Origin of the sequence: Pseudomonas sp. MYb13, assembly GCF_002980075.1 — a bacterium.
Lineage (GTDB): Bacteria > Pseudomonadota > Gammaproteobacteria > Pseudomonadales > Pseudomonadaceae > Aquipseudomonas > Aquipseudomonas lurida.
Window position 1 is genome coordinate 436,154 of sequence record NZ_PCQI01000004.1, and the last position, 24,667, is coordinate 460,820.

11 protein-coding genes are annotated in these 24,667 nt (G+C 63.9%); 4 read left to right on the forward strand and 7 right to left on the reverse strand.

Going from position 1 to position 24,667, the window contains the following annotated elements; translation table 11 throughout:
* Positions 1 to 15: 15 nt before the first annotated feature.
* From CQ002_RS11380 to CQ002_RS11405, 6 genes are all read right to left on the reverse strand, one after another.
* Positions 16 to 1,899: an acetyl/propionyl/methylcrotonyl-CoA carboxylase subunit alpha gene (locus CQ002_RS11380; RefSeq protein ID WP_105162640.1), complete on the reverse strand. Its 1,884-nt coding sequence runs from the start codon at positions 1,897 to 1,899 to the stop codon at positions 16 to 18.
* 183 nt (positions 1,900 to 2,082) lie between these two features.
* A complete protein-coding gene (locus tag CQ002_RS11385; RefSeq protein WP_034107892.1) occupies positions 2,083 to 2,844 on the reverse strand; it encodes an enoyl-CoA hydratase/isomerase family protein in 762 nt (253 codons plus the stop codon).
* The gene (atuD, locus tag CQ002_RS11390) at positions 2,841 to 3,998 is read right to left on the reverse strand and encodes a citronellyl-CoA dehydrogenase (protein WP_034107890.1); all 1,158 of its coding nucleotides are present in this window, start codon (positions 3,996 to 3,998) and stop codon (positions 2,841 to 2,843) included. Before atuD ends, CQ002_RS11385 begins: the two co-directional genes overlap by 4 nt.
* A gap of 16 nt (positions 3,999 to 4,014) precedes the next feature.
* Positions 4,015 to 5,631, reverse strand: a complete 1,617-nt coding sequence (gene atuC / locus CQ002_RS11395) for a geranyl-CoA carboxylase subunit beta (protein WP_069077920.1) — start codon at positions 5,629 to 5,631, stop codon at positions 4,015 to 4,017.
* Positions 5,632 to 5,634: 3 nt separating this feature from the next.
* Positions 5,635 to 6,507 carry an SDR family oxidoreductase gene (locus CQ002_RS11400; protein WP_105162639.1) on the reverse strand — a complete coding sequence of 291 codons (873 nt, stop codon included), beginning with the start codon at positions 6,505 to 6,507 and terminating at the stop codon, positions 5,635 to 5,637.
* Positions 6,508 to 6,520: 13 nt separating this feature from the next.
* Entirely contained in the window at positions 6,521 to 8,299 is a 1,779-nt protein-coding gene (locus CQ002_RS11405) for an acyclic terpene utilization AtuA family protein (protein ID WP_105162638.1), read from the reverse strand.
* 153 nt (positions 8,300 to 8,452) lie between these two features.
* Between CQ002_RS11405 and CQ002_RS11410 the strand changes: the two genes are divergently transcribed.
* Entirely contained in the window at positions 8,453 to 9,076 is a 624-nt protein-coding gene (locus CQ002_RS11410; protein WP_034107881.1) for a TetR/AcrR family transcriptional regulator, read from the forward strand.
* A gap of 94 nt (positions 9,077 to 9,170) precedes the next feature.
* Positions 9,171 to 9,959, forward strand: a complete 789-nt coding sequence (locus tag CQ002_RS11415; protein WP_052211135.1) for an ABC transporter substrate-binding protein — start codon at positions 9,171 to 9,173, stop codon at positions 9,957 to 9,959.
* Between the two features lie 160 nt (positions 9,960 to 10,119).
* On the opposite strand, the gene CQ002_RS11420 is transcribed toward CQ002_RS11415, so the two are convergent.
* A complete protein-coding gene (locus tag CQ002_RS11420) occupies positions 10,120 to 10,671 on the reverse strand; it encodes an RNA polymerase factor sigma-70 (protein ID WP_005789991.1) in 552 nt (183 codons plus the stop codon).
* A gap of 302 nt (positions 10,672 to 10,973) precedes the next feature.
* Here CQ002_RS11420 and CQ002_RS11425 point away from each other — a divergent pair, with 302 nt between their 5' ends.
* Both CQ002_RS11425 and CQ002_RS11430 read left to right on the forward strand, forming a co-directional pair.
* Positions 10,974 to 11,726, forward strand: a complete 753-nt coding sequence (locus CQ002_RS11425) for a thioesterase II family protein (RefSeq protein ID WP_105162637.1) — start codon at positions 10,974 to 10,976, stop codon at positions 11,724 to 11,726.
* 51 nt (positions 11,727 to 11,777) lie between these two features.
* Positions 11,778 to 24,659 (forward strand): non-ribosomal peptide synthetase, encoded by a 12,882-nt coding sequence (locus CQ002_RS11430; RefSeq protein WP_105162636.1) that lies wholly within the window; start codon positions 11,778 to 11,780, stop codon positions 24,657 to 24,659.
* Positions 24,660 to 24,667: the final 8 nt, after the last annotated feature.

The window sequence follows — 24,667 nt, forward strand, 5'->3', positions numbered from 1 at the left end:
AGTTCCGCCCAGGGGTTAGACGATCTCCAGTAAAACCTGACGATTGCGCACTTGATCACCGGTGACCACTTGCACGCCCTTGATCACTCCGTCGATACCGGCCGTCAGCGGATGCTCCATTTTCATGGCTTCGAGCACCAACAGCAGTTGGCCTTTGGTGACGCTGTCGCCGGCGCTGACCCGCACATCGACAATCGCACCGTCCATCGGCGCCTTGACCGTGCCGCTGCCGGCGTCGGCCTGGCGACTGGCGATGTGCTGGGTGCGGTCGATCACGGTGAGGCCGGGTAGCCACAGTCGGTTGCCGTCGAGGTGATAGGCGATGCGGCGGCGGATGCCATTGAGTACCAGCGTGGCATAGCGACCGTCGGTGGTGAGGTGCAGGTGCTCAGCGCTGACGTTGTGGATGGCGCCGTTGACTTCAAGGCGGTAGGTGCTGGGCGCGCTGGCGGTGTTGCGCCACCCCGCGAGTGCTTGGGAATGCTGGTGTGCGCTGTGTGCGTAAAACAGCGCGGCGGCGAGGTCGAGCTGTTCTTTTGATGGGGCCTGGGGCGGAATTTCGTTGAAGTGCTGCGCGATAAACCCGGTGCTGAAATCGCCAGCGATAAAGTCCGGGTGCTTGAGCAGGTCAGCCAACAGCTGCCGATTGGTCTCCAGGCCCAGCAACACCGTGTCTTCCACGGCTCGCAGCAGTTTACGCCGGGCCTCCTCGCGGGTGGTGCCATGGGCGATGATCTTGCCCAGCATGGGGTCGTAGAACGGGCTGATACGCTGGCCTTGCACCACGCCATGATCGATGCGCACGCCAGCCGCCGGTTCCCAGTGCAGCACCTCGCCGGTTTGCGGCAGGAAGCCCTGGGCCGGGTCTTCGGCGTATAGCCGCACTTCCATGGCGTGGCCGCTCAGGGTGACGTCCGCCTGCGTCAGCGGTAGCGCTTGGCCGGCGGCGATGTGCAGCTGCCAGCCCACCAGGTCGAGGCCAGTGATCAGCTCGGTCACCGGGTGTTCCACTTGTAGGCGCGTGTTCATTTCCAGGAAGTAGAACCGGCCCTGGCGGTCGAGCAGGAATTCCACGGTGCCCGCACCGACGTAGTTCACCGCGCGCCCGGCCTTCAGGGCGGCTTCACCCATCGCCTGGCGCAGCGCGGGCGTCATGACGGGGCAGGGCGCTTCCTCGATGACTTTCTGATGGCGGCGCTGGATCGAGCAGTCGCGTTCGCCAAGGTAGATCAGGTTGCCGTGGCTGTCGCCAAACAGCTGGATCTCGACGTGGCGTGGGTCGATCAGGGCTTGTTCGAGGATCAGTTCATCGCTGCCAAAGGCATTCCTGGCTTCCGAGCGGGCAGTCTGCAGGTTGTTCAACAGGTCTTGTGGCTGGTGCACCAGGCGCATGCCGCGACCGCCGCCACCGGCGCTGGCCTTGATCATCAGCGGGTAGCCGATGCGCTCGGCTTCGCGTTGCAGGGTGGCGTCGTCCTGGGCGCTGCCCTGGTAGCCGGCGATACAGGGCACGCCGGCGTCGAGCATGGCGAGTTTGGACAGTCGTTTGCTGCCCATCAGTTCGATGGCCTCGACACCGGGGCCGATGAAGGTGAGGTTGGCGTGCTGGCAGGCGCGGGCGAAGTCGGGGTTTTCGGAGAGGAAGCCGTAGCCGGGGTGGATGGCGTCGGCGCCGGTGAGCCTGGCAGCGTCGAGGATGGCTTCGATGTTGAGGTATGACTGTTGGACGGGCGCAGGGCCGATGTGCACGGCTTCGTCGGCCATTTGTACGTGCAGGGCCTGGGCGTCGGCATCGCTGTAGACCGCCACCGTGCGGTAGCCCAGGGCTTGGGCGGTGCGTTGGATGCGGCAGGCGATTTCGCCACGGTTGGCGATCAGGATTTTTGTTAGCTGCGGCATTGATTGCTCCGGGTACATGTCCGTTGTTCAGGTAACGGCGGCTAGGGGTCCGCTCTTGCAGCCCTCACGTTTGGAAAGGCCGCAAGTCAGCAAAAGGCCTTCGCCCCACATCAAAAGCAACAGCGCGGCGGCCCAGTAGCCGACCTCGGTCAAACGGTGGGAGCTGGCTTGCCTGCGATGACGTCACTTGCACCACCGAGGCTTTCTTTTCTGCACAAACGCCTGCGTCCCCTCAATCCCTTCCTCACTCCTCACCGCGTCGGCAAACCACTGCGCTCCACGGTCCAGCACCGCCTCAAGCGGTTCATCCACACTCGCCAGCAACAGGGATTTGGTTCGTGCATTCGCGTCCGGCGCGCAGCGCAGCACCTGCCCCAACACCTCGTCCACGCGCTCCGCCAACGCCTGCGGATCACGTTCGGTAAAGTGCACGACGCCCAGCCGCTCGGCTTCCAGGCCGTCAAATCGCGCAGCTGTCAGCGCCAGTCGGCGTGCCTGGGTCAGCCCGATGCGCTTGACCACAAACGGCGCAATCTGCGCCGGCAGCAAGCCCAGGCTGGTCTCCGGCAGGCCGAATTGCGCCTGGTGATCGGCGATGGCGATATCACTCACGCACGCCAGGCCAAACCCGCCGCCCAGCACCGCGCCTTGCAGCACCACGATCACGACTTGCGGCACCGCTTCGACTTCCTGCAGCAAGGTGCCGAACGCGCGGTTCAGCGCCTGCAATTGATTGCCTGCCGTGACGAGGTCTTTCACATCGGCCCCGGCGCAGAAATGCCCGTCGGCCCCACTGATCACCAGCGCACGCACTTGGCTGTCCAGCTGTGCCAGCACCGCGCGCAGTTCATTGACCATCTCCAGGCTCATGGCGTTGCGCTGTGCCGGGCGGTTGAGGGTGATGTGCAGCACGCCGTTATGGGGTTCGAGCAGCAGGGTGTTCATGGTTTTTTCCCAGGCAAGGTGCCCATCAGTTTGCAGATGATGCCCAGCATGATTTCGTCGGCGCCGCCACCGATCGAGACCAGTCGCACATCGCGGTAGGCGCGGGCCACGGGGTTGTCCCACATGAAGCCCATGCCGCCCCAGTATTGCAGGCAACTGTCGCTGACTTCGCGGCCCAGCCGTCCGGCCTTGAGCTTGGCCATGGAGGCCAGGCGAGTCACGTCCTGGCCTTTGATGTATTGCTCGGTGGCCTGGTAGACCAGCGCGCGCAGGCATTCGATTTCGGTGGAGAGTTCAGCGAGGCGAAAGTGAATGACCTGGTTGTCGATCAGAGCCTTGCCGAAGGTCTGGCGCTCCTTGCAGTACTCGATCGTGCTGTCGATGCAATGCTCCAGGCCCTTGATCATATTGGCCGCGCCGAACAGGCGTTCTTCCTGGAACTGCAGCATCTGCATCATGAACCCCGCGCCCTCGTGGCCGATGCGGTTGCGTTGGGGCACACGCACGCCGTCGAAGAACACCTGGGCGGTCTCGGAGCTGTGCATGCCGAGCTTCTCCAGGGGCGGACTGACACTGATGCCAGGGGTGCCCATCGGCACCATGATCAGTGACTTGTTGATGTGCGGCTTGTCGTCGGAGGTGTTGGCCAGCAGGCAGATGAAGTCAGCGCTGGGCGAGTTGGTGATCCACATTTTGCTGCCGTTGATCACATAGTCGTCGCCGTCCTTGCGCGCGTGGGTTTTCAACCCGGCCACGTCGGAGCCGGCGCCGGTTTCCGAGACACCGATGCAGCCGACCTGTTCGCCGCTGATGGCCGGGCGCAGGAATTCGTCGCGCAGTTCATCGGAACCGAAGCGGGCGAGGGCGGGGGTGCACATGTCGGTCTGCACGCCGATGGACATGGGAATGCCGCCGCAACGGACGGTGCCGAACTCTTCGGCGGCGACGATGGAATAGCTGTAGTCCAGGCCCATGCCGCCGAACTTCTCCGGCTTGGAAATGCCCAGCAGGCCAAGGGCACCGGCCTTGCGGAAGATCTCGTGGATGGGAAAACGCCCGGCCTTTTCCCATTCATCCACGTGAGGGTTGATCTCGCGGTCGACGAAGGCGCGGACGGTGCGGCGCAGTTCCTGGTGTTCCTGGGTGAAGATCATTGTTGTTGTTCTCCTGTTAGAAACGCGCCACTGCGAAGCTGTTGGGCTGCAACACCCGGGCTTCGGCCTCATGGCAGACATCCAGCAAAAAGCCGAGCAGCGTGCGGGTATCCCTGGGATCAATCAGCCCGTCATCCCAAAGATTCGCGCTGCCGTAGAGCGCGGTGGACTGGCTATCGAGCTTCTGCGCGGTGACCTGCTCCAGCATGTCCAGCACCTTGGGATCCGGCACAAGGCCGTCCTTCAACTGCTTGGCCTCGGTGACGATGCGCAGTACCTTGCCCGCCTGCGCACCCCCCATCACCGCCGTGCGGCTGTTAGGCCAGGCGAAGATGAAACGCGGGTCCAGGCCGCGGCCGCACATCGCATAGTTACCCGCGCCGTAGGAGCCGCCTACCACCAGCGTAAGTTTAGGCACTCGCGCATTGGCCACCGCCTGGATCATCTTCGCGCCGTGCTTGATCACCCCTTGCTGCTCCGACTCGGTACCCACCATGAAGCCGGTGGTGTTGTGCAGGAACAGCAGCGGCGTGCGGCTCTGGTCGCACAGTTGGATAAACTGCGCGGCCTTGCTGGCCCCCTTGGGCGTGATCGGGCCGTTGTTGCCAATCACGCCGACAGCACGCCCCTGGATGTGCAGGTGACCGCAGACGGTATGGGCATCGAACTCGCCCTTGAATTCAAGAAAGTGCGAGCCGTCTGCCAGGCGCGCGAGGATTTCGCGGACGTCATAGGGTTTTTTCGGATCATCCGGGATCAGGCCCAGCAGCTCTTCAATGGGGTACAGCGGCTCTGTGTAGACACGCTTTTGCGCAGCTGGCAGGCGATCATTCCAGGGCAACAGGCTGACAATCTCACGGGCGATGCGCACGCCGTCGGCGTCATTTTCCGCCAGGTATTCGGCGGTGCCGGCAATTTGCGCGTGCATCTCGGCGCCGCCCAGTTCTTCATCGGTCGCCACTTCACCGGTCGCGGCCTTAAGCAGCGGCGGGCCTGCGAGGAACAGCTTGGCCCGGCCGCGCACTACCACCACGTAATCCGACAGCCCCGGCTGATACGCGCCGCCCGCCGTGGCCGAGCCATGCACCACGGTAATCTGCGGCAAGCCCATGGCTGACATGCGCGCCTGGTTGGCGAAACTGCGCGCACCTTCGACGAAAATCTCCGCGGCATAGTTGAGGTTGGCGCCGCCGCTTTCGGCGAGGGTTACCACCGGCAGTTTGTTCTCCATGGCGATCTGCTGCAGGCGCAGGGATTTCTTCAGGCCCGTGGGGGAAATGGTGCCGCCCTTGATCGCGCTGTTATTGGCCACCACCAGCATGCGCACGCCGCTGACATAACCGATGCCGGCGATCAACCCACCACCGGCGGCGCTGCCGTCCTTGTCGTCGTGCAGCTTGTAGCCGGCCAGGCTGGCCAGTTCCAGGAACGGTGCGCCGGGGTCGAGCAGCCGGTTGAGGCGCTCACGGGGCAGCAGTTGGTCGCGCTTGTCGAACTTGGGCTTGGCTTCCTGCGCCTTGCTCAGCAGGTTGTGTTCCAGTTGGCGCAGCTGAGCGATGACCGCCAGCATGGCCTCGCGGTTTTGCGCGAACTGGGCACTGTGGGGGTCGATCGAGGATTCAATCACCGGCATGGTCTATTGCTCCGCCTTGAGTACATCTGGCAGGTAGGCGCGGTGGAAGCCGTTGAAGGGTTCGCTCGGCGACTGCGCCTTGTGCAGCGGCCAGGCGCGGCTGCCCAGGCTGGCGGCGCCGTCGATGCGCAACGTGCTGCCACTGATAAAGGCAGCGGCGGGGCTGAGCAGGAACGCAATGGCCGCGCTGACTTCCGACTCGGTGCCGATACGCTTGAGCGGCACGTGTTCGCGCAGCGTCGGGATCACCGCCTTGAACGCGCCTTCGTAGGTGTCCATGCCGCTGGAGGCGATCCAGCCCGGCGCCACGGCATTCACGCGGACGCCGGCATAACCCCATTCAAAGGCCGCGGTCTTGGTGAAGTTGTCCATGCCGGCGCGCGCGGCACCCGAGTGGCCCATGCCGGGCATACCACCCCACATGTCGGCGAGCATGTTGACGATGGCGCCGCCGTGCTTGCTCATGGACTGGTTGAACACCTCCCGCGCGACCAGGAAGCCGCCGACCAGGTTGGTGCGCAGCACCGTTTCGAAGCCTTTTTGATTGATCGCAGCCAGCGGCGACGGATATTGGCCACCCGCATTGTTGACCAGGCCGTGGATCGGACCGTGCGCGTGAATGATGTGTTTGACCAGCGCCTTTACCGCCTCTTCATCGCGAATGTCGCACACCTGCCAATCGGCGGTGCCGCCATCTTCGGCAATTTCTAGTGCGACATTCTGCAGTTTTTCCGCCTTGCGTCCGACCAAGATGACGTGAGCGCCGAGCGCTGCCAGTTCATGGGCGGTGCAGCGGCCAATACCACTGCCACCGCCGGTGACCATCACGGTTTGCCCCTGGAACAGGTCGGCTTTGAAGATTGAGTCGAAGGCCACGGCAACGCTCCTGTTAATTGAGAGAATCTGCGATGTGTTGCGGCACAGCGATGGGGATTTCCAGCAGTTGCTGGGCGAAGGCTTTGCCCTGCGGGTCGATGCGCAGGCTGGCAATGCCGCCACCGCCCAAGGCGTTTTCCAGCAGGAAGTTGAGGCTGTGGCTGCCGGGCAGGTACCAGCGCTCGACGCGGCCGTGCACGGGGTCAAGCACATGGCCCATCCAATCGACGACGACTTCCGAGGTCAGCGCCTCGGCGATCCACGGCAGGTAGTCGGGGTCGCGGGCGATCACGCCAATATTGCTGTGGTTACCCTTGTCGCCGGAGCGCGCCACCGCCAGTTTCACCAGCGGCACGCTGGCATCGGCACGACCTTGGGGCTTGGGTGGCTCGATCGGTGCATCGGGCAGCGTCGCAGCATCGGTCCTTGGCAGTGTGCAGGCGTGGCGCTCGCCCTGGAAGTCGATCAGTACGTCACAGGACGCCTTGTCGACCAGGAACGAAAACAGCCGGATCAACGGGTACACCGTCGGCCGCCCGCCGACGATGCCGGTCAGGCCCGGCGCCATGCCGGTCGCGGCTTGGGCGATCTCGCGGGCAAACAGCACCAACGCCTGTTTGCTGGGGTGACGCACCGCCAGCTTTACCACCACCTCGCGGCAGTCCTGGCGCCTGGCGTGAGCGCCGTAGGTGGCTTCGCTGCCGAGCAATTCGATGTTCACTTCGGTGTAAGGCGCCCAGCCACGCTCGCTGAACAGTTCCGAGGTCTTGTTGATGATCGCCTGGCTGACCCGTTCGGCCTTGGCCACCGCATCGATCCCGGCGATCAGGCAACTGGCGGTGCAGCGAAAACCATCCGGGTACGTGGCGCTGACTTTGTACTGGTCGGTGGGTGGCAAGCCCTTGGCACCGTGCAGGCGTACGCAATGCTTGCCTTGCTGGTGCAACTTGACCTGGCTGAAGTCGCAGATCACATCCGGCAGCAGGTACGCGCGTGGGTCGCCGATTTCGTACAGCAGTTGTTCGGCCACGCTGAGTTCGCTGATCAATCCGCCCGTGCCGTCGACTTTGTTGACGGTGAACTGGCCGTCGGCGCTGACTTCGACGATGGGAAAGCCGATGTGTTCGTATTCCGGCACGTCGCGCCAGTCGGTGAAGTTGCCCCCGGTGCATTGCGCGCCACATTCGATGATATGCCCGGCCAGTGCGGCCTGGGCGAGGCGGTCGTAGTCCTGCCATGACCAGTCGAATTCATGCACCAGTGCGGCGCTCACCACCGCGCTGTCCACCACGCGGCCGGTGATGACGATATCCGCGCCCAGCGTCAGCGCCTGGGTAATGCCTGGTGCGCCCAGGTAGGCGTTGGCGGACACACACATCGGCGGCAGCGGCGTGCCGTTGAACATGTCGGTGATGCCGTGCAGGAGCTTGAGTTGGGGTTGCAGGTCATCGCCCAGGAGCACGGCTATTTTCAGCCCGACGCCTGCCTTGTCGCAGGCCGCTTGCAGGGCGGCGGCACAGGCCTGGGGGTTGATACCGCCGGCATTGCTGATCACCCGCACGCCCTGGCGCTGGATCTCGACCAGCAGCGGGGTGAGCACTTCGACGAAGTCCGTGGCATAGCCGGTGTGGGGATCTTTCATCCGCGCGCCGGCGAGGATCGACATCGTGACTTCCGCCAGGTAGTCGAACACCAGGTAATCGAGCTTGCCGCCGTGCACCAGTTGGGCGGCGGCGGTGCAGGTGTCACCCCAGAAGGCGCTGGCGCAGCCGATACGAACCGTCTTGCTCATGAGAAATCCTTCCTCGAATGGCTGGCAACGAGACTACCAAGCAAGCGCTTGGTTTGTAAACTCCAGGCGCAAGTTTTAGCCAAGCGCTTGCTTGGGTGGCCGGCACGGCCTAAATTGCGGGCCAAGACGTCCGTGGAAGTAGAGGAGAGAGGCATGGATGAGCACAAAGCCCTTCGGGTCATGCGCACCATGGTCGATGGCGGCCAATTGACCGACCCCGACAGTGCTCGCGGCAAACTGCTGCAAACCGCCGCCCATCTGTTTCGCAACAAGGGCTTCGAGCGCACCACGGTGCGCGACCTGGCCAGCGCCGTGGGCATCCAGTCCGGTAGCATCTTTCATCACTTCAAGAGCAAGGACGAGATCCTGCGCGCGGTGATGGAGGAAACCATCCACTACAACACGGCGATGATGCGCGCTTCGCTGGAAGAAGCCACTGATGTGCGCGAACGTGTGCTGGCGCTGATCCGCTGCGAATTGCAGTCGATCATGGGCGGCAGCGGCGAGGCCATGGCGGTGCTGGTGTACGAGTGGCGCTCGCTGTCGGACGAAGGCCAGGCCCAGGTGTTGGCCTTGCGCGATGTGTACGAGGCGATCTGGCTGCAGGTACTGGGCGAGGCCAAGGACGCTGGCTATATTCGCGGTGATGTATTTATTACCCGGCGTTTCCTCACGGGGGCCTTGTCCTGGACCACCACCTGGTTTCGCGCCGAGGGCAGCCTGACGCTCGAGCAGTTGGCCGAAGAAGCCCTGCTGATGGTTCTGAAAGCCGATTGAGGTGCAAGCTATTAATTTGCCGACGGAAAGTTGTCTCGCCAGACAAAAACGCCTAGCTTATCGCCATTAGCGTTTTTGAACGGTGTGTGCCTTGATGTTTTCGCCATGGCGGCTGGCTGCAGGACTTACCTTTTGGGCACTGGGCACCGCAGGGTGGATGCCAGCGTCGGCTGCGCAATTGGTGCGCATCGGCGCGGCGCATTTCCCACCCTACACCGTGCGCCCCGAGCAGGGCGCCGATACCGGTTTGCTGCCACAACTGGTCGAAGCCCTGAACGCCTCGCAAACCGATTACCAGTTTGTACTGGTGCCCACCTCTATACCGCGGCGCTTTCGCGATTTCGAGCAGGGCCGGATCGATATGGCCATCTTCGAAAACCCCGACTGGGGCTGGCAGAAGATTGCCCATACCAGCGTCGACATGGGCCTGGAAGACGCAGAGATATTTGTCGCCCAGCGTGAGCCTGGTCGCGACCAAGGCTATTTCGCCGACCTCAAAGGCAAACGCCTGGCGGTATTCAGCGGTTATCACTACGCCTTCGCCAACTTCAACCCCGACCCCAAGTCCATGGCCGAGCACTTCAACGCCACGTTGACCTACTCCCATGACAGCAACCTGCTGATGGTCGCGCGCGGGCGTGCCGACATCGCCTTGGTGACCCGTTCGTACTTGAGTGATTTCATGGTGCGCAACGCGGAAATGGCGGGGCAGTTCCTGGTGTCCGAGCGCATCGACCAGGTCTATCACCATTACGCGTTGCTGCGCCCGAAGGCGCCGATCACAGGCGAAGCGTTTTCCGCCTTGCTCAAGCGCCTGCGCGATGACGGCGAGATGCTGAAGATTTTCGAGCCGTATCGCATCGATGTAATGCCCACGCCCTGATAGGCACACCACAGGTTAAAGAAGTGGGGAGCGCGCTTGTGTGGGCGCTGGCTTGCCTGCGATAGCATCACCTCGGCGCCACTGGAAAACCAAGGTTCCTTTCATCGCGGGCAAGCCACGCTTCGACACACGCCAGCCCCCACCTTTCATCTGCTGAGTCTCAAACCCTGCGTGCAAACGTATCGCTATGGCTGCCCGACACCTTGCGGCAGTGCACCAGCGCGTCACGGATCATGAAGTTCACCAGGGTCGGCGATACGCCCAGTTCCTTGGCGATGTCCTTTTGCGGGACGCCGTGCAGGCGATACATCTCGAACGCGTAACGCGTGCGCTGCGGCAGCTCGGTCAGGGCGTCGGCGATGTTTTCCAGGGTGTTGAAATTGATGTGCGAGGTTTCCGGTGAAGCGCCGTGAATAACCACATTCAAGCCTTCCTCTTCCGTCCCGGAGTATTTGAGCTCCAGGGCCTGCTTGCGGTAGTGATCGATCGCCAGGTTGCGCACGATCTGGAACAGATAACTCAATTGAGCCTTGAACGATGACGTGATTGTCGGCGCCGATTGCAGCCGGAAGTAGGCGTCCTGCACTACGTCTTCGGCTCGGGAGCGGCAGCCGGTAATGCGGGCCGCGATCTTCACCAGAATCAGCCGATTATCGACGAATGCCTGGAGAAGCGGTGAGTCGCACCTGCCTGTGGATACTTGTTCCGTCATGGAAATCACCTTGTCGCAAAAGAGGTTAGGGGAGGGCGTCCTTGCTGAGGCCTCCTACACATCGGGCAACAAATTATGCTTAATGATAATGATTGTCAAATGAGAAGGCGAACTAATCTTATGCTTTCTTGTGAGGTGTGAACCACGTCTCGCTCGTACCCACCGACTAATTATTTGCCGATGCCGTCCGTTCTTCTGGGTGACAGGTTCGTTAGTAAAACGACCAAGGATCAGCACCCGCAGGAGGACGAAATGGGTTTTTATCGTGCACACAGCGTGTTTCAGTTTGGCGTCGTCGCTCGATGAGTGCGCCGACTCGACTGCGCCTGTTCTGCCTGCCCTATTCGGGCGCCAGCGCCATGGTCTATGCGCGTTGGCGCCGTGCCCTGCCTGAGTGGTTGCAGGTTTGCCCGCTGGAATTGCCCGGCCGTGGCATGCGCATGGACGAGCCGTTGCAGCGCGATATCAAGGCCTTGGCTGCGCAGCTCGCGGACGAAGTCAGCCGCGACTTGGACGGTCCCTATGCGCTGTTCGGCCATAGCCTCGGCGGCCTGCTCGCCTTTGAACTGGCGCATGCCTTGAGTGCTCGCGGCGGGCCCGCGCCGCTGGCGCTGTTTGCCTCCGGCACGGCCGGGCCGGCGCGTCGTGATGTCAGCGAATACGCCATCGAGAAGACCGACGCGCAATTGATCGCCCGCCTGCGCGAACTGCAGGGCACCACCGAAGAAGCCCTGGCCAACCCCGAGTTGATGCAGTTGATGCTGCCGATCCTGCGCGCTGATTTCCTGCTGTGCGGCAGCTTCACCTACGGCGAGCGTGCACCGCTGGAGATGCCGATCCACGTGTTCGGCGGCAAACAGGACAGCGTGCGCGCCGATCAGTTGCTCGACTGGCAACTCGATGCCGCCAGCGGCTTTTCCCTGGACATGTTCGACGGTCACCACTTCTTCCTCATGCAGCACGAAAGCGCCGTACTGCGCTGCGTGCGGCGCTACGCCGACGAACACCTGGCCCGCTGGCGCAATGGCGCGGCGCGGCAACTGGCCACTGGCTAAACGCTCCCCACTTCCCGAATTTCCCGTAAGCCGATTTCAGGCAGGAACCCCATGATGGACGCCTTCGAACTTCCCCGCACCCTGGTCCAGTCCCTTCAGCGTCGCGCCGCGCAGACCCCGGACCAGGTCGCCCTGCGCTTCCTCGCCGAGTCCGCCGAGCACAGCGTCGTACTCAGTTACCGCGACCTGGACCAGCGCGCCCGCACCATTGCCGCTGCCCTGCAAGCCAATGCGGAACTGGGCGACCGTGCGGTGCTGTTGTTCCCCAGTGGCCCGGATTACGTCGCGGCGTTCTTTGGTTGCCTGTACGCCGGGGTCATTGCGGTGCCGGCCTATCCGCCGGAGTCCACCCGTCGTCATCACCAGGAGCGCCTGCTGTCGATCATCAGCGATGCCGAGCCGCGGCTGTTGCTGACCATCGCCAGCCTCGCCGACGGCTTGTCGCAGATCGAAAACGCGCCGCCGGTATTGAGCGTCGATGGCCTGGAGAACGCGGGTAACTGGGTTGCCCCCGACCTGCACCCCGACGACATCGCCTTCCTGCAATACACCTCCGGTTCCACCGCGCTGCCCAAGGGCGTACAAGTCAGTCACGGCAACCTGGTGGCCAACGAAGTGCTGATCCGTCGCGGCTTTGGCATCGACCTCAACCCGGACGACGTGATCGTCAGCTGGCTGCCGCTGTACCACGACATGGGCCTGATCGGCGGCCTGCTGCAACCGATCTTCAGTGGCGTGCCCTGTGTGCTGATGTCGCCAGCCTACTTCCTCGGCCGGCCGTTGCGCTGGCTCGAAGCGATCAGCGAATACGGCGGCACCATCAGCGGTGGCCCGGATTTCGCCTATCGCCTGTGCAGCGAGCGGGTCAGCGAGTCGGCCCTGGAACGCCTGGACCTGAGCAAGTGGCGCGTGGCCTATTCCGGTTCCGAACCTATCCGCCTCGACACCCTGGAACGCTTCGCCGAGAAGTTCGCCGCGTGCGGTTTTACCCCGAACAATTTCTTCGCTTCCTACGGCCTGGCCGAGGCGACCTTGTTTGTCGCCGGCGGTACCCGTGGCCATGGCATCCCCGCGTTGCGCGTCGACAAGCAGGCGCTGGCCGCCAATCGCGCCGAGCCGGGGCAGGGCAGTGCAATCATGAGTTGCGGCACTAGCCAGCCCGAGCATGCGGTGCTGATCGCCGACCCGGACACCCTCACTGAGCTGGCCGACAACAGTGTCGGCGAACTCTGGGCCAGTGGTCCGAGCATCGCCCACGGCTACTGGCGCAACCCCGAAGCCACCGCCAAAACCTTCGTGCAACAGGCCGGCCGTACCTGGCTGCGCACCGGCGACCTGGGTTTTATCCGTGACGGCGAGGTGTACATCACCGGTCGCCTCAAAGACTTGCTGATCGTGCGCGGTCACAACCTGTATCCCCAGGACATCGAGCAAACCATCGAACGCGAAGTGGAGGTGGTGCGCAAAGGCCGGGTCGCCGCATTTGCGGTAAATGACCAGGGCCTGGAAGGCATCGGCATTGCCGCCGAAATCAGCCGCAGCGTGCAGAAAATCCTGCCGCCCGAAGCGCTGATCAAGGCGATCCGCCAAGCCGTTGCCGAGGCCTACCAAGAGGCGCCAAGCGTGGTGGTGTTGCTCAATCCCGGTGCATTGCCCAAGACTTCCAGCGGTAAGGTGCAACGTGCCGCGTGTGCGCTTCGCCATGCGGATGGCAGCCTCGACAGCTATGCGCAGTTCCCCGATCTGCAGGCAAAGGCGAGCGATGGAGGGCTGCAGTCCGAGCTGCAACAGCAGATCGCCGCGATCTGGTGCGAGCAGCTGCAGGTGGCAACAGTGGCCGCCGACGATCACTTCTTCCTGCTCGGCGGTAACTCCATCACCGCTACCCAGGTCGTGGCGCGCCTGCGTGAAACCCTCGGCCTGGAACTGAACCTGCGCCTGCTGTTCGAGGCGCCGACCCTGCAGGGCTTTGCAGCGAATGTCGCGCAGTTGCAACAGGACGGCGGCGTGGCCCAAGGCGCGATCCACAGCCTGTCACGCCAGGACGAACTGCCCCAGTCCCTGGCGCAGAATCGCCTGTGGATCACCTGGCAACTGGACCCGCACAGCAGCGCCTACACCATCCCCGGTGCCCTGCGCCTGCGCGGCGAGCTGGATGAAGACGCCGTGCGCGCAAGCTTCCAGCAACTGATCCAGCGCCACGAAGCCCTGCGCACCCGCTTCTATGAAAGAGACGGCCAGGCCTTCCAGCGTATCGAGGCCAAGACCGATTTTGAGCTGCAAGTCATCGACCTCAGTGACGTGCCCGCTGGCGAGCGCGAAGCCCGTGCGCAGCAGATCCGCGAGGATGAAGCTCGCACCCAGTTCGACCTGGAAAAGGGCCCGCTGCTGTGGGTGACCCTGGTGCGCCTGGATGATGAGGACCACCAGTTGCTGGTGACGCTGCATCACATTATCGCCGATGGCTGGTCGCTCAATATTCTCATCGACGAGTTCTCACGCCTCTACGCCGCCGCTGCCCAGGGCCAAGCCCTGGAGCTGCCGCCGCTGGCCCTGCAATACGCCGACTACGGCACGTGGCAACGCCAATGGCTGGCCGAGGGTGAAAGCCAGCGGCAACTGGCGTACTGGAAAGCGCAGTTGGGTGAAGACCCTCCCGCCCTGGGCCTGGCCACCGACCACCCGCGCTCGGCACACCATCGGCACACGGCCTCGCGTCACACCGTGCGCCTCGGCGTAAGCCTCAGCGAAGCGATTCGCCAGACCGCCCAGGCCAATGAGTCGACCCCCTTCATGCTGTTGCTGGCGGCGTTCCAGAGCCTGCTCTACCGCTACAGCGGCCAGCGCGATATTCGCATCGGCGTACCCAGCGCCAACCGTCCACGCCAGGAAACCCAAGGCCTGGTCGGCTTCTTCATCAACACCCTGGTGCTGCGGGCCGAGCTGGACGGGCGCCTGCCGTTCAACCAGTTGCTGGCCGCGACACGCCAGGCTGCACTGGGCGCCCAGGCGCATCAGGACCTGCCCTTCGAACAACTGCTGGAAGCTTTTCCGCAAGCCCGTGAACAGGGGCTTTTCCAGGTCATGTTCAACCACCAGCAACGTGATCTGAGCGCGTTGCGCCGCCTGCCAGGCCTGCTCGCCGATGAGTTGCCATGGCACAGCCGCGAAGCCAAGTTCGACCTGCAACTGCACACCGAAGAGGACCGCAATGGGCGCGTGAGCCTGTCGTTCGACTACGCCGACGAACTGTTCGATACCGCGACCATCGAGCGCCTGGCCGAGCACTACATCACCCTGTTGCAGGCGGTGTGTGAACAACCGCAGCAAGCCCTCGGCGACCTCAAGCTGATGCACAAGGATGAGCAGCAGCCGTGGAGCGAAGCCCCGTGTGCGCCGGCCCGGCAGTGGCTGCCCGACCTGCTCAACCAGCAGGCCTCGGACAGCACCGCCCTGGTCTGGGACGGCGGCAGCCTGACGTACGCCCAACTGCACACCCAGGCCAACCGCCTGGCCCACTACCTGCGCGATAAAGGCGTCGGCCCAGATGTGTGCGTGGCCATCGCCGCCGAGCGTTCGCCGCAACTGCTGATCGGCCTGCTGGCGATCATCAAGGCCGGTGGCGCGTATGTGCCGCTCGACCCGGATTACCCCGCCGAGCGCCTGGCCTACATGCTCAAGGACAGTGGTGTGCACCTGTTGCTGACCCAGACCGCGTTGCTGGAACAGGTGCCGAGCGCCGAAGGCGTGTGCGTGATAGCGATGGACAGCCTGCACCTCGACAGTTGGCCCACCCAGCCGCCTGGCCTGCACCTGCACGGCGATAACCTTGCCTACGTGATCTACACCTCCGGTTCCACCGGCCAGCCCAAGGGCGTGGGTAATACGCATGCGGCATTGGCCGAGCGCTTGCAGTGGATGCAGGCCACCTACCAACTCAACGGCACCGACGTGCTGCTGCAAAAGGCGCCGATCAGTTTCGACGTGTCGGTGTGGGAATGCTTCTGGCCCCTGATCACCGGTTGCCGCCTGGTACTGGCTGGCCCCGGTGAGCACCGCGACCCGCATCGCATCGCGCAGCTGGTACAAGAACACGGCGTGACCACGCTGCACTTTGTGCCGCCGCTGTTGCAGCTGTTTATCGATGAGCCATTGGCGGCCGAATGCACCAGCCTGCGCCGCGTGTTCTCCGGCGGCGAAGCCTTGCCCGCCGAACTGCGCAACCGCGTGTTGGCGCAGTTGCCGACGGCGCAATTGCACAACCGTTATGGCCCGACCGAAACCGCGATCAACGTGACCCACTGGCACTGCCGCGTGGAAGACGGCGAGCGCTCGCCGATTGGCCGCCCCTTGGGCAATGTGATCTGCCGCGTGCTGGACGAACAGCTCAACCCCGTGCCCGTCGGCGTGCCGGGCGAACTGTGCATCGGTGGTATCGGCCTGGCCCGGGGTTACCTCGGCCGCGCCGGGTTGACGGCTGAGCGTTTTGTCGCCGACCACCAGGGGGCGCGCCTGTATCGCACCGGTGACCGCGCTCGGTGGAACGCCGACGGTGTGATCGAGTACCTCGGGCGCCTCGACCAGCAGGTCAAGCTGCGTGGCTTTCGCGTCGAGCCGGAAGAAATCGAAGCACGCATGCTCGCCCTGGAAGGCATCGCCCAGGCCGTGGTGCGGGTGCGTGATGCACAGCTGATCGGCTATTACACCGCCCATTCCGAGCTGGACGAACAGCAGGTCAAGACCGCCCTGGCAGCCGAGCTGCCGGAATACATGGTGCCTGCGCTGTTGATGCGCCTGGACGCCATGCCCCTGAGCCCCAGCGGCAAGCTGGACCGCCGTGCGCTGCCGGAGCCGGTGTGGCACGTGCGCGAACATGTCGAGCCCGAAACCCCGCTGCAACAGCAGGTTGCGGCGATCTGGCGCGAAGTCCTTGGTTTGCCAAGCATCGGCCTGCGCGATGACTTTTTCGCCCTCGGCGGCCACTCGTTGCTGGCTACGCAAATCATCTCCCGTACCCGCCAGGCCTGCGATGTCGAGCTGCCGTTGCGCACCCTGTTCGAAGCCAGCGAGTTGGGCGCGTTCGTCGAGCAGGTCGGACTGATCCAGGCATCGGGCCAACGCAACCAACAAACCGCCATCGCCAAGGTCGATCGCAGCCAGCCGGTGCCCTTGTCCTATTCCCAGCAGCGCATGTGGTTCCTGTGGCAGATGGAGCCGGACAGCCCGGCCTACAACGTCGGCGGCATGGCGCGCCTGCGGGGTGTGCTGGATGTGGGGCGCTTCGAGGCGGCGTTGCAGGCCTTGGTCATGCGTCACGAAACCCTGCGCACCACCTTCCCGAGTGTCGACGGCGTGGCTTGCCAGAAGGTTTCGCCGCAGACCGGGCTGCGCATGGACTGGCAGGACTTCTCCGCGCTGGACGAAACCGAACGCCAGCAACGCTTGCAACAACTGGCTGATCACGAGGCCCATACACCGTTCAACCTGGAGACCGGGCCGTTGCTGCGTGCCTGCCTGGTCAAGGCCGCCGAGCGCGAACACTACCTGGTGTTGACCCTGCACCACATCGTCACCGAAGGCTGGGCCATGGACATCTTTGCCCGTGAGCTCAGTGCGTTGTACGAGGCCTTTATCGACGAGCGCCTGTCGCCGTTGGCACCGTTGCCGGTGCAATACCTCGACTACAGCGTGTGGCAGCGCCAATGGCTGGAGGCCGGCGAACGCCAGCGTCAACTGGACTACTGGACCGCGCAACTGGGCAGCGACCACCCCTTGCTGGAACTGCCCGGCGACCGTTCACGCCCGCCTGTGCAAAGCCACCGTGGCGAGCTCTACCGCTTCGACCTGAGTGACGATCTGGCGGCGCGCGTGCGTGCCTTCAATGCCGAGCGTGGCCTGACCCTGTTCATGACCATGACCGCAACCCTGGCCGTATTGCTCTACCGCTATAGCGGCCAGACCGACCTGCGCATTGGCGCGCCCGTGGCCAACCGCATCCGTCCGGAAAGCGAAGGGCTGATCGGCGCCTTCCTCAACACCCAGGTACTGCGTTGCCAGCTCAATGGGCAGATGAGCGTCGCTGAGTTGTTCGAGCAGGTGCGCCACACCGTGATCGAAGGCCAGTCCCATCAGGACCTGCCGTTCGACCACCTGGTGGAGGCCCTGCAGCCGCCGCGCAGTGCGGCGTACAACCCGCTGTTCCAGGTGATGTGCAACGTGCAGCGCTGGGAATTCCAGCAGAGCCGCCAACTGGCCGGCATGACCGTCGAGTACCTGGCCAATGATGCGCGTGCGACCAAATTCGACCTCAACCTGGAAGTCACCGACCTCGATCATCGCCTGGGTTGCTGCCTGACCTACAGCACCGACCTGTTCGACGAGCCGCGCATTGCGCGCATGGCCGGACACTGGCGCAACCTGCTGGAAGCCTTGATCGCTTCCCCCGAGCAGCGCCTCAGCGAATTGCCGTTACTGACCGCCACCGAGCAGCGTGCGTTGCAGGACAGCCTGGGCATCGAGGCGGGCGAGCATCGCCTTGATCAATGCATTCATGCCATGTTCAGCCAGCAAGCGACAGCCCGTGGCGATGCGCCCGCGCTGACCTTCGCGGGTGAAGCGCTGAGCTACCGCGAGCTGGATGCCCGCGCCAACCGCCTGGCCTGGATGCTGCGCGAGCGCGGCGTCGGCCCCCAGGTGCGAGTGGGCCTTGCGCTGCCGCGCTCGCTGGAAATGGTGGTTGGCCTGCTGGCGATTCTCAAGGCCGGGGGCGCCTATGTGCCGCTCGACCCGGAATACCCGTTGGACCGCCTGCACTACATGATCGAAGACAGCGGCATCGGCCTGTTGCTCAGCGATGCGGCGATGTTCGAAGCCCTCGGCGAGTTGCCCGCGAGCGTGGCGTGCTGGTGCCTCGAAGATGACTCGCCGGTGCTCGCCAACTACCCGTCCGGCGAGCTGCCGTTTATCAGCCTGGCGCAACACCAGGCGTACTTGATCTACACCTCCGGTTCCACCGGCAAGCCCAAAGGCGTGGTGGTGTCCCACGGTGAAATCGCCATGCATTGCGCGGCGGTGATCGAGCGGTTTGGCATGCGCCCAGACGACTGCGAACTGCACTTCTATTCGATCAACTTCGACGCCGCCACCGAGCGTTTGCTGGTGCCGCTGCTCAGTGGCGCGCAGGTGGTGCTGCGTGCTCAGGGCCAGTGGGACGCAGAAGAAATCTGCGCGCTGATCCGGACCCATCGCATCAATATTCTGGGCTTCACGCCGAGCTACGGCAGCCAGTTGGCGCAATGGCTGGCGACCCAGCAGCAGACCTTGCCGGTGCGCATGTGCATCACCGGTGGTGAAGCGCTCACCGGCGAACACCTGCAGCGCATCCGCGCCGCGTTCCAGCCGCAGGTGTTTTTCAATGCCTATGGCCCAACTGAAACGGTGGTGATGCCGCTGGCCAGCCTCGCGCCCGAGCAGTTGGAAGAGGGCGCTGCGAGCGTACCGATCGGCAGCATAATCGGTGACCGCGTGGCCTATATTCTCGATGCCGACCTGGCGTTGGTGCCGCAGGGGGCGACCGGCGAGCTGTACGTCGGTGGCGCCGGCCTGGCCCAGGGGTATCACCAGCGCCCGGGGATGACCGCCGAGCGTTTTGTCGCCGACCCATTTTCGCGCAATGGCGCACGCCTGTACCGTACCGGCGACCTAGTGCGCCAACGCGCCGATGGCCTGGTTGAGTACCTGGGGCGTATCGACCATCAGGTGAAGATTCGCGGTTTCCGCATTGAACTGGGCGAGATCGAAACCCGCCTGCTGGAGCACGAAGCCGTGCGCGAAGCGGTGGTGCTGGCGCTGGATTCGCCGAGTGGCAAACAGCTGGTGGCGTACCTGGCCAGTGATGCCGAGCACGGCGCAGTACGCGATGCGCTCAAGGCGCACCTCAAGGCGCAACTGCCGGACTACATGGTGCCCGCGCACTTCATCGTGCTCGACAGCATGCCGCTGACGGCCAACGGCAAACTTGACCGTCGTGCCTTGCCGCAGCCGGATCCGCAAGCCAACCGCCAACAGTACGTCGCCCCGCGCGATGAGCTTGAAAGCACGTTGGCCGCCATCTGGTGCGCCGTGTTGAACGTGCAGCAGGTGGGCCTGGACGATAACTTCTTTGAACTGGGCGGCGACTCGATCCTGTCGATCCAAGTGGTCAGCCGTGCGCGGCAGGCCGGGATTCATTTCAGCCCGCGCGACCTGTTCCAGCACCAGACCGTGCAAACCCTGGCGGCGGTCGCCACGCGCGCCGAGCAGGTCACGGCCGAGCAGGGCGTACTGACCGGCCGTTCTGGCCTCACGCCGATCCAGCACTGGTTCTTCGATACCGAGATTCCACAGCGCCAGCACTGGAACCAGGCGCTGGTCCTCAAGCCGCTGCAACTGCTGGACCCCCATCGCCTGGAGCGAGCGTTGCTGGCAGTGCTGGAGCATCACGATGCCCTGCGCCTGAGCTTCTCCCAGCGCGACGCGCACTGGTATGCCGAACACCTGGCTGTGCCGCAGGGCGGCGTGCTGATGCAGGCGCAAGTGCGCGATATGGCGCAGTGCACCGCGCTGTTCACCGACACCCAGCGCAGCCTTGACCTGGAACACGGCCCGCTGCTGCGCGCCTTGTTGGTGGACGGTCCCGAGGGGCAGCAGCGCCTGTTGATCGCGATCCATCACTTGGTGGTGGACGGCGTGTCGTGGCGCGTATTGCTTGAAGATCTCCAAACTGTTTATCGCCAACTGAGCGACGGCCAGTCCGTCAGCCTGCCGGCCAAGACCAGCGCCCTGCGTGATTGGGCCGCGCGTTTGCAGGCCTACGCCGGCAGCGAATCGTTACGTGAAGAATTGAGCCTCTGGCAGGCCCAGTTGGCGGGCCCTGATGTGGCTTTGCCGGTGGCCCGCCGGCAAGGTTCGCTGCGCAATCGCGATGCCGATACCGTCAGCGTGCGCCTGGATGCCGAGCAGACTCGCCAGTTGTTGCAACAGGCCCCGAGCGCCTACCGCACCCAGGTCAACGACTTGCTGTTGACCGCCTTGGCCCGTGTGGTGTGCCGCTGGAGCGGCCACGCTTCGGCGCTGATCCAGCTGGAAGGTCATGGCCGCGAAGCCCTGTTCGATGACATCGACCTGACCCGCAGCATCGGCTGGTTCACCAGTGCTTATCCGCTGCGCCTCACCCCGCAAGCGGCCCTGGGCGACTCGATCAAGGCGATCAAGGAACAACTGCGCGGCGTGCCGCATAAAGGCTTGGGGTATGGCGTGCTGCGCTACCTGGCCGACAGCCCGTGCAAACAGAGCATGGCCGCACTGCCGAGCGCGCAGATCACTTTCAACTACCTGGGCCAGTTCGACCAGAGCTTCGGCGCCGATGCGCTGTTCCATCCGCTGGACGAGTCTGCAGGCCTGGCCCATGACCCGGATGCGCCGCTGCCCAACGAGTTGAGCGTCGACAGCCAGGTGTATGGCGGCGAGCTGGTGCTGCGCTGGACCTTCAGCCGCGAGCGCTTCGATCAGCCGACCGTGCGCGAATTGGCCGAGGCGTATCTGGCCGAACTGCAAAGCTTGACCCAGCACTGCCTTCAGGACGATGCCGGTGGCCTTACACCGTCCGACTTCCCGCTGGCCCAGTTGTCCCAGTCGCAACTCGACAGCTTGCCAGTACCGGCCAGTGCCATCGAAGACGTCTACCCGCTGACCCCGATGCAGGAAGGCCTGTTGCTGCACACGCTGCTGGAGCCGGGCACGGGTCTCTATTACATGCAAGACCGCTACCGCATCAACAGCGCCCTCGACCCCGTGCGTTTCGCCCAGGCCTGGCAGGCGGTGATTGCCCGTCACGAGGCCCTGCGCGCCTCGTTCTGCTGGAACGTCGGCGAAGACATGCTGCAAGTGATCCACAAGCCGGGCAGCACGCCGATCGAATACCTGGACTGGAGCCAGGAACCGGAAGGCGAACACGAACCGCGTCTGCAAGCGCTGCTCAAGCAAGAGCGTGAAGCCGGTTTCGATCTGCTCAACCAGGCACCGTTCCACCTGCGCCTGATCCGCGTCGGCGCGGAGCGCTACTGGTTCATGATGAGCAACCACCACATCCTCATCGATGCCTGGTGCCGTTCGTTGCTGATGAATGACTTCTTCGAGATCTACATGGCCCTGGGCGAAGGCCGCGAGGCGCAATTGGCCATGCCGCCGCGTTATCGCGACTACATTGCCTGGCTGCAACGCCAGAACCTCAACGAGGCACGCCAGTGGTGGCAACACAACCTGCAAGGGTTCGAGCGCACCACGCCGATCCCGAGCGACCGGCCGTTCCTGCGTGAACACGCGGGCCACAGCGGCGGCATGGTGGTGGGCGATTGCTATACCCGCCTCGACGCCCGTGACGGTGCACAACTGCGCGAGTTGGCCCAGGCCCATCAACTGACCGTCAACACTTTCGCCCAGGCGGCATGGGCCTTGGTGCTGCGACGCTTGAGCGGCGACCGTGACGTGTTGTTCGGCGTCACCGTGGCCGGGCGCCCGGTGGAAATGCCGGAGATGCAACGTACGGTGGGCCTGTTCATCAACAGCATTGCGCTGCGGGTGAAATTGCCCGAGGACGACCAGCGTTGCAGCGTGCGCCAGTGGTTGAGCGGCCTGCTCGACAGCAACATGCAACTGCGCGAGTACGAATACCTGCCGCTGGTGACCCTTCAGGAACACAGCGAACTGCCCAAGGGCCAGCCGCTGTTCGACAGCCTTTTTGTGTTCGAAAACGCCCCGGTGGAGGTCTCGGTGCTGGACCGCGCACACAGCCTGAATGCCACTTCGGACTCCGGCCGCACCCACACCAACTTCCCGCTGACTGCCGTGTGCTACCCGGGCGATGACCTCGGTTTGCACCTGTCATACGACCAGCGCTACTTCGACGAGACCACCGTGCAAGGCATGCTCGGCGAGTTCAAGCGCCTGCTGCTGGCGCTAGTGCAGGGCTTCCACGGCGACATGGCCGACCTGCCGCTGATTGGCGAGCAGGAGCGCGAGTTCCTGGTACAGGGATGTAACCAGAGCGAGCATGACTACCCGCTGGAGCGCAGCTATGTCGAACTGTTCGAAGCCCAGGTGGCGGCGCATCCGCAACGCATCGCCGCCAGCTGTCTCGATCAGCAATGGACCTATGACGAACTGAACCGCCGCAGTAACGGCCTGGGCCACGCCCTGATTGCCGCAGGCGTCGGCCTGGACCAACCGGTGGCATTGCTGGCTGAACGTGGCCTTGACCTGTTGGGCATGATCATCGGCAGCTTCAAGGCCGGTGCCGGCTACCTGCCGCTCGATCCGGGCCTGCCGAGCCAGCGTTTGCGCAGCATCATCGACTTGAGCCGCACACCGTTGCTGGTGTGCACCGAAGCGTGCCGCGAGCAGGCTATCGAACTGCTGGAAGGCTTCGACTGCCAGTTGCTGGTGTGGGAAGAAGTGCCTGCTCGCGGGGAGAACCCCGGCATCTACAGTGGCCCGGACAACCTCGCCTACGTGATCTACACCTCGGGCTCCACCGGCCTGCCCAAGGGTGTAATGGTGGAACAGCGCGGCATGCTCAATAACCAGTTGAGCAAGGTGCCGTACCTGGCCTTGGACGACGCGGATGTTATTGCGCAAACCGCTTCGCAGAGCTTCGATATTTCCGTGTGGCAATTCCTCGCCGCGCCGCTGTTCGGCGCGCGGGTGGACATCGTACCGAACACCCTCGCGCATGATCCTCAAGGCCTGTTGGAGCATGTACAGGCCCAGGGCATTACCGTGCTGGAAAGCGTGCCATCGCTGATCCAGGGCATGTTGGCCCAGGACCGTATTGGCCTGGACGGCCTGCGCTGGATGCTGCCGACCGGTGAGGCGATGCCGCCGGAGTTGGCGCACCAATGGCTGCTGCGCTACCCGCAGATTGGCTTGGTGAACGCGTACGGTCCTGCGGAATGCTCGGACGATGTGGCGTTCTACCGCGTCGACCTGGCGTCGACCCGTGGTACGTACTTGCCGATTGGCACACCGACCGACAATAACCGCTTGTACCTGCTCGATGGTGCGCTGGAGCTGGTGCCGCAAGGCGCCGTTGGCGAGCTGTGTGTCGCTGGTACGGGCGTCGGTCGCGGTTACGTCAGCGACCCATTGCGCACTGCGCCGGTGTTTGTGCCGAATCCGTTCGGCGCACCGGGCGAGCGTCTCTACCGCACCGGTGACCTGGCGCGCCGCCGCAGCGACGGCGTGCTGGAGTACGTCGGTCGCATTGACCACCAGGTGAAGATTCGTGGCTACCGGATCGAGCTGGGTGAAATCGAAGCGCGCCTGCACGAACAACCGGAAGTACGCGATGCCGCGGTGGGCGTGCAGGAGGGCGTCAACGGCAAGCATCTGGTCGGCTATCTGGTGGCAGTTGATGGAACGCTCAACCCAGGCGAGCGCCTGGACCGCATCAAGCAACGCCTGCGCGCTGAGTTGCCGGAATACATGGTGCCGTTGCACTGGCTATGGCTCGACCGCCTGCCGCTCAACGCCAACGGCAAACTCGACCGCAAGGCCTTGCCGGCCCTGGAGATCGGCCAGTTGCACAGCCAGGATTACCTGGCGCCGCGCAACGAGCTGGAAACCACCCTGGCCGCCATCTGGGCCGAGGTGCTGAAAGTCGACAGGGTAGGGGTGCAGGACAACTTCTTCGAACTGGGTGGGCACTCGTTGCTGGCCACGCAGATTGCCTCGCGGGTGCAGAAAGCCCTGCAACGTGACGTGCCGCTGCGAGCGATGTTCGAGTGCAGTACGGTGGCGGAGTTGGCTGAGTATATCGAGGGGCTGGCGGCGAATGAGATCAGTGCCGAGAAGGTGGATCGCTTGAGTGATTTGATGGCAGAGCTGGAGGGGCTGTAAGACTCGAC

Excerpts from the sequence above, each read along its gene's own strand:
- CQ002_RS11380 (WP_105162640.1), bottom strand. The coding sequence starts at position 1,899 with ATGCCGCAGCTAACAAAAATCCTGATCGCCAACCGTGGCGAAATCGCC.
- CQ002_RS11385 (WP_034107892.1), bottom strand. The coding sequence starts at position 2,844 with ATGAACACCCTGCTGCTCGAACCCCATAACGGCGTGCTGCACATCACC.
- atuD (WP_034107890.1), bottom strand. The coding sequence starts at position 3,998 with ATGATCTTCACCCAGGAACACCAGGAACTGCGCCGCACCGTCCGCGCC.
- atuC (WP_069077920.1), bottom strand. The coding sequence starts at position 5,631 with ATGCCGGTGATTGAATCCTCGATCGACCCCCACAGTGCCCAGTTCGCG.
- CQ002_RS11405 (WP_105162638.1), bottom strand. The coding sequence starts at position 8,299 with ATGAGCAAGACGGTTCGTATCGGCTGCGCCAGCGCCTTCTGGGGTGAC.
- CQ002_RS11410 (WP_034107881.1), top strand. The coding sequence starts at position 8,453 with ATGGATGAGCACAAAGCCCTTCGGGTCATGCGCACCATGGTCGATGGC.
- CQ002_RS11415 (WP_052211135.1), top strand. The coding sequence starts at position 9,171 with ATGTTTTCGCCATGGCGGCTGGCTGCAGGACTTACCTTTTGGGCACTG.
- CQ002_RS11420 (WP_005789991.1), bottom strand. The coding sequence starts at position 10,671 with ATGACGGAACAAGTATCCACAGGCAGGTGCGACTCACCGCTTCTCCAG.
- CQ002_RS11425 (WP_105162637.1), top strand. The coding sequence starts at position 10,974 with ATGAGTGCGCCGACTCGACTGCGCCTGTTCTGCCTGCCCTATTCGGGC.
- CQ002_RS11430 (WP_105162636.1), top strand. The coding sequence starts at position 11,778 with ATGATGGACGCCTTCGAACTTCCCCGCACCCTGGTCCAGTCCCTTCAG.